Genomic DNA, 5,956 nt, shown 5'->3' on the forward strand with positions numbered 1-5,956 from the left:
CCACGGCGGCCCCGTCCTGCGGGCGCATCAACGTGGCCACGGCGAGCGCGCAGACGAGTCCCGCCACGGCACGGCGGCGCACCCCGGGCGCCGTGGCGGTCCGCCGCCCGACGAGTTGGAGCACCGCACCGACCGCGCCGACGGTCCCCGTAGCGACGTAGTGGTTGGGCATCGCGGAGCCCGCGTAGAAGAGCGCGATCCACCCGGTCCCGTAGAAGGCCGCGGCCAGCGGCACCGTGTACGGCTGCGTACTCACCCGCAGCCAGGGCCGGAATCCGAGGTAGAGCGCGAGCCCCGCGACGGCGGCGAGGTAGATGCGCAGGATCGGGACGGAACCGGTGAACACCGCGACCGGGGCCACGAGCGAGGGCACCCCGCGGGTGCGCGGCGCGCTGAACTCGGTGACGGGCCCGAAGTTCGGGAACCGGCTCGCGTAGACGAGTTCGTCCCAGCCGAGCGGCAGCGAGGCCGGGACGGCGAGCAGCCCGGCGCCCGCGAACGCGAGGCAGGCCACCAGGAGGAGCCGGTGGGAGATGCGGGCCGAGGGGTGGGTGTTGAGGCGGTCGAGGATCGGGTCCCCGACGGGGCGGATGAGGGCGGTTGCGGTGGTCGTCGAGGACACGGCGTCAGCGGGCCCGGTCGGCTGCGCGTGCCGAACGGCGCTTCGTCGTGGAGGCGGGCGGTGCGGGGGCGGTGCGGAACACGGCGACTCACTTCCGGCGGCGTGGCATCGGCCGCCTTTTCCGGCGGCCGTTCCGGAATCATGGCGCCCGGTTCGTCCCGGTTCTCGCTGCCACGCTGCCGAGTGCCTTATCCGTCCCGAACCGCGTCACGCCTGCTTCGAGGCGAGCTCCACGATCGTGACGTCCGACTCGGCGCCGACGCGGACCGGCGGCCCCCAGGCACCGGCGCCACGCGTCACGTAGAGCTGGGTTTCCCCGTAGCGCTCCAGCCCGGCGAGGGTCGGGTTCTCCAGCGCCGCCAGGTAGTTGACGGGCCACATCTGCCCGCCGTGGGTGTGGCCGGAGAGCTGGAGGTCGACGCCGTGGTCGACGGCGTCGTGGATCATGACGGGCTGGTGGGCGAGGAGCACCGAGGCGCGCGAGGTGTCCCGGCCGCCCAGGGCCTTGTCGTAGTCGGGGCCCTCGTCCTGGTCCTCGCCCGCGAGGTCGTTGACGCCCGCGAGGTCGAACCACGGCAGTTCCTTGCGGACGTTCTCCATGGGGTGGACGCCGAGTTCGCGGACGTGGTCGATCCACTCGCGGGCGTCGCCGAAGTACTCGTGGTTGCCGGTGACGAAGTACGAGCCGTGCCGGGCGCGGAGCGTACCGAGCGGCTCGGCGGCGGCGCCGAGGTTCTCCACCGAGCCGTCGACGAGGTCGCCGACGATGGCGACGAGGTCCGGCTGCGCCCCGTTGATCCGGTCCACGATGCGCTGGGTGTGCGCGCGTCCGAGGACCGGGCCGAGGTGGATGTCGCTCACCACGGCGATGCGGTAGCCGTGCCCGCGCCGCGGGAGCTTCGCCAGCGGGACGGTGACGTGCTTGAGCGTCGGTCCGTTGAGGACGCCCCACGCCCCGGTGCCGACGGTCGCCCCGGCCGCCACGGCGGCGCCGACGCCGACGGCGCGGGCGACGAAGAGGCGGCGCGACGGCGCCGGCGCGTGCTCGGCTTCCGGCACGGCCGACGCCGGTCCTGCCGAGCCCGGCTCGGCGGCGGGCGGCTCCGCGTCGGTCCGTGCGCCGGTCCGGGAGGGCTCGCGTTCCTCGGCGGCCACGGGCTCCGCCGGGCCCGTACCGGCCGCCCGTGCGTCCCTGCGGCGGAGCGCCGCGCGCAGGAGCGGGCGCACCAGCTCGCCCACGGCGAGCGCGATCAGCAGGTAGAGGAGGCAGGCGAGCCAGAGGTAGCCGGGCCAGGCGACGGCCTGCTGGACGGTGAAGGGCGCACCGGAGCGCGCGGTCGCCTGCGCCCCCACGGCGCAGAGCGGGAACACGTAGATCAGCACCGTGCCCGTACGGCGCCACACGCTCTTCGGCCGGGAGACGTCCCGTACCAGCCTTCGCCACACGTACCAGTGCGCGGCAACCATGACGGCCACCACGACCACGGCGAACAGCACTACGAGCACGACCACTTCCGCCCCCTCAGCTCGACCTCTGGAGCCCCCTCCGACACAGACGCCACTCGGCCCCATCCACCTGCCCGACGGACACCTGTTCTCCGGAACCTCAATCTAACCTGCCGCTCGACGACGCCCGGAGCCGAGGCCCGCCAGGTCAGCAAGGCGACGAGCGACCGGCGCAACCCCTGTGGACAGCGGCCACGCACGCGCCCTGTGGACGAGAAACCTGTGGATACGGCACCTGTGGACGGCCGTTGGCCGGACACGGGGTTGTGCGCGAGCGCGTCAGCCTGTGTACGGCCGCGTCAGGGTGCCTGTGTACAACGGCGTCAAGGCGCTGTGTACAACCGCGTCAAGGCCGGTCCGCCGCCCTGTGGACAACCACCGCGGCCTCAGGACTCCCGGCGCAGCGCCCGCAGCCCGCGGTAGCCGATCACACCGATCGCCGTGCCGAGGAGGAAGGAGACGACCGCGAGGAGAAGGTGCACCCAGAAGTAGCCGGTGGGATCACCGGCAGCGTCGAAAGCGAGACCGCCGCTGTCCTTCCACAGGTTCTTGACGAAGGTGATCCAGATGAACCAGGACCACACCCCGAAGACGAGCAGGAACCAGGAGACGGGGCGGCTGAGCTTCATGGCCCCAGTATCGGCAGCGCCTCGCGCGGACGGGCCAGCGGGGTCGCCCCCGCGAGCGAATTCCGCAGGCGTCGGGCGCTCCACCGCAACGGAACGAGGCCGAACTCCCGGTCCCACAAGGAGCGATCACACTGTACGTTCGATGCGTGCCCCAAGAATCGCATTCCGTGCGCCCGCACCGCGCCCTCCGGACGAGCACCCGCACCGCCGCGCTCCTCGCCGCCGGCCTTCCGCTGCTCCTCTCCCCTGCTCTGAGCCCGGCCGCCTCGGCGGCACCCGCCGACGACCCGAAGGGCGAGTCGGTGGAACGGCCCCCCAAGCCGCCGACGAGCATGTCGACGATAGGCGGCACCCGGCTGGGGGCGCCGGGTACACAGGTGCAGCTCAAGGACGGGGCGCCGAAGCTTCCCAAGGGGATCTCGGCGCGCTCGTGGATAGTGACCGACGCCGAGTCGGGCGCCGTGCTCGCCTCCCACAATTCGCACTGGCGGCTCGCCCCGGCGAGCACCCTCAAGATGCTCTTCGCCGACACCGTGCTGCCGAAGCTCCCGAAGGACCGGAAGCACAAGGTCGTCCCCGCCGACCTTGCGGGCATGGGGGAGGGCAGCAGCCTCGTCGGCGTGAAGGAGGGCGAGGAGTACGCGGTCCACGACCTGTGGCTCGGCGTCTTCCTCCGCTCCGGCAACGACGCCGTCCACGTCCTCTCCGCGATGAACGGCGGCAAGGCGAGCACCGTGGCGCAGATGAACGCGCGCGCCCGCGAGCTGCGCGCCCGCGACACCACCGTCGTCAGCCCCGACGGCTACGACCACCAGGGACAGGTCTCCTCCGCCTACGACCTGACGCTCTTCGCCCGCGCCGGGCTCCAGAACCCGGAGTTCCGCGAGTACGCGGCCACGGCGAGCGCGAAGTTCCCCGGTGAGAAGAAGAAGGGGAAGAAGCGGGAGAGCTTCGAGATCCGGAACACCAACCGCCTCCTCACCGGCGACCTCGGCCTGGAGCCCTACCCGGGGATCGCCGGGGTGAAGAACGGCACGACGACCAAGGCCGGCAGCACCTTCACCGGCGTCGCGCAGCGCGGCGACCGCGTCCTGCTCGTCACCGTGATGCACCCGGAGAAGGACGGTCCCAACCGTGTCTACGAGGAGACGTCGAAGCTCCTCGACTGGGGGTTCAAGGTCGCCGGTGCACCGGCGGCGCCCGGCACCGGAAACACCGACAAGGGCACCGCCTCGGACCCGTCGGCCGACGGCAAGGGCGGCGCGGCGAAGAGCAAGGCGGAGTACCGCGTCCAGCCGGTGGGCCGCCTCGTCGCGCCGGAGGGCGAGGGCGGTGCGGGCGACGGCAAGCGGGCGGAGCGGCCCGGGTCCGGGGACGCGCAGCACGCCGCGCAGAGCGAGAAGCCGGCGGGCGGCGCAGGGGTCGCGCTCGGCGTCGTCCTCGGCTGCCTCGTGGTGCTCGGCGGCGTGGCGTACGCGGTGCACCGCAGGTGGCCGCTGCCGGAGCTGGTACGCCGCAGGCGATGAACCGCAGGGGCCGCCGACCGGGGCGGCCCCTCAGCCGCGGTCGGCGGCCCCTCCCGAACTTCCGTCGCCGGGCGGGGCGTCGGTGCCGTCGGGCCCGGCGCCGATGGCGTCGCGGACGGGCGCGTCCTCCTCCGTCGCGGTCCAGGCGGCGCAGTACATCAGCAGCTTGGCCATGAAGTTGATCCACAGCAGCAGCGCGATCGGCACCCCGAAGGCGCCGTAGACCGACTTCGCCGCGACGCCGGCGAGGTAACCGCCGAGGAGCAGCTTGAGCAACTCGAAGCCCACGGCGCCCTGGAGCGCGGCGAGGAGCACGCCCTTGCGCGGCGGGCGCACGCCGGGCAGCAGCGTCAGCACATAGACGAGCAGGACGAAGTCAGCGCCGATCGCCGCCGCGTAGGCGGCCGTGCGCAGCAGCACCGTGCCGATGCCGCCCTCGACGAGGCCGAGGTGCTCGGCGACCCAGTGGACGGCCGTGAGCGAGAACGTCGAGGCGCCGATGGAGACGAGTCCGAGCAGGCCGAGGCCGAGCAGGATCGCGAGGTCGACCGCCTTGCGGACGAGGAAGTTGCCCGGGCTCTCCGTGAGGTCCCAGGAGGCGCGGAGCGACTCGCGGAGCGTGCCCACCCACCCGACGCCGGTGAAGAGGAGCGCCGCCCCCGCGACGAGCCCCACCGTCCCCGCGTGCGTGGCGAAGGAGTTCAGGTCCAACTGCTGGGAGATGCCCGGCACCTGCTCGGCGACGAAGTGCTCGACCCGCCGCATCTGCCCGTCGCTGAGGAGCGCCGCACCGAGCGCGGCGCCGACGGCGAGCATCGGGAAGAGCGCCGTGAAGCTGGTGAAGGTGATGGCCGCCGCGAGTCTCGTCCAGTGGCGCGCGTCCATGTACGTGTAGACGTGCCAGATCCTCGTGCGGAAGAACCATGCGAGGACGGGACCGATGACCGGGAGCGCGGTGAGCTTCTCCATGGCGGCCGCCTACCCGCGGTCCCGCGGGTAGGCGGAACCTTCCGTCGTGTCGATCATGCCGGGGAGCGTAGGCAGCGGCGGGGCGCGGCGTACACCCGACGCGCCCCCGTCGGTCGGCGGGCGGCGTCAGTTGGCGGGCGAGGAGTGCGCGGGACGCCGCTGGGCCGGCGGTCGGCAGGGGACGGCACCGTCGACGGCGCCGTGGACCGCGCTGACCATGTGCTTCTGCGAGCCGATCGGCGCGGCCCCGGAGAGCGGTGTGCCCTGCGGTTCGGCGCCGAGAGCGCCGGGGCCGTGCACGCCGCCGAAGGTGAACTCCCTGTGGAAGCGCCAGACTTGGTCCTCGCCCTGCTCGTAGAGGGCGAAACCGTTCGCCTGCCAGGCGGCCTCGAAGTCGGCGAGGCCGGAGTACGCGGTGTCCATCGCCTCCTCCGCGATGCCGTGCGCGACGGTGACGTGCGGGTGGTAGGGGAACTGCAACTCCCTGGCGAGCGGCCCGTCAGCGGCGCGGAGCCGCGTCTGGAGCTCGTCGCACTCGCGGCCGCCCTCGGCCACCTTCACGAAGACGACGGGAGAGACGGGGCGGAAGGTGCCCGTCCCGCTGAGCCGCACCCGGAACGCCTGGCCGGCGAGGGCGACGCGCGCCAGGTGCGCCTCGATCCCGGCGCGCGCCGCGGCCTCGACCTGTGTCGGCGGGAGGAGGG

Annotated in this window: 5 protein-coding genes and 1 pseudogene; 1 reads left to right on the forward strand and 5 read right to left on the reverse strand. The window is 73.2% G+C overall.

Translation table 11 applies throughout. The features are described from left to right. The 3 genes and pseudogenes from UWG_RS0119225 to UWG_RS33750 form a co-directional block, all read right to left on the reverse strand. A pseudogene (locus UWG_RS0119225) lies at positions 1–622 on the reverse strand (hypothetical protein); the annotation flags it as partial. A gap of 207 nt (positions 623–829) precedes the next feature. Continuing rightward, on the reverse strand, positions 830–2,134 hold the full coding sequence (locus tag UWG_RS0119230) for a metallophosphoesterase (protein ID WP_016908833.1): 1,305 nt from the start codon (positions 2,132–2,134) through the stop codon (positions 830–832). Between the two features lie 380 nt (positions 2,135–2,514). Then, complete coding sequence (locus tag UWG_RS33750; RefSeq protein WP_016908834.1) at positions 2,515–2,757, reverse strand: SCO4848 family membrane protein; 243 nt, start codon at positions 2,755–2,757, stop codon at positions 2,515–2,517. A gap of 167 nt (positions 2,758–2,924) precedes the next feature. Between UWG_RS33750 and UWG_RS0119240 the strand changes: the two genes are divergently transcribed. Further along, entirely contained in the window at positions 2,925–4,283 is a 1,359-nt protein-coding gene (locus UWG_RS0119240) for a D-alanyl-D-alanine carboxypeptidase family protein (RefSeq protein ID WP_016908835.1), read from the forward strand. A gap of 30 nt (positions 4,284–4,313) precedes the next feature. On the opposite strand, the gene UWG_RS30495 is transcribed toward UWG_RS0119240, so the two are convergent. Both UWG_RS30495 and UWG_RS30500 read right to left on the reverse strand, forming a co-directional pair. Then, entirely contained in the window at positions 4,314–5,252 is a 939-nt protein-coding gene (locus UWG_RS30495) for a YihY/virulence factor BrkB family protein (RefSeq protein WP_016908836.1), read from the reverse strand. A 126-nt stretch (positions 5,253–5,378) separates the two neighbouring features. Next, positions 5,379–5,956, reverse strand: a 578-nt coding sequence (locus tag UWG_RS30500; RefSeq protein ID WP_016908837.1) for a 2'-5' RNA ligase family protein, incomplete at its 5' end; no start/stop codon positions are given.

The sequence above is a fragment of the Streptomyces xiaopingdaonensis genome (assembly GCF_000262345.1).
Taxonomy (GTDB): domain Bacteria; phylum Actinomycetota; class Actinomycetes; order Streptomycetales; family Streptomycetaceae; genus Streptomyces; species Streptomyces xiaopingdaonensis.

Excerpts from the sequence above, each read along its gene's own strand:
- UWG_RS30495 (WP_016908836.1), bottom strand. The coding sequence starts at position 5,252 with ATGGAGAAGCTCACCGCGCTCCCGGTCATCGGTCCCGTCCTCGCATGG.
- UWG_RS33750 (WP_016908834.1), bottom strand. The coding sequence starts at position 2,757 with ATGAAGCTCAGCCGCCCCGTCTCCTGGTTCCTGCTCGTCTTCGGGGTG.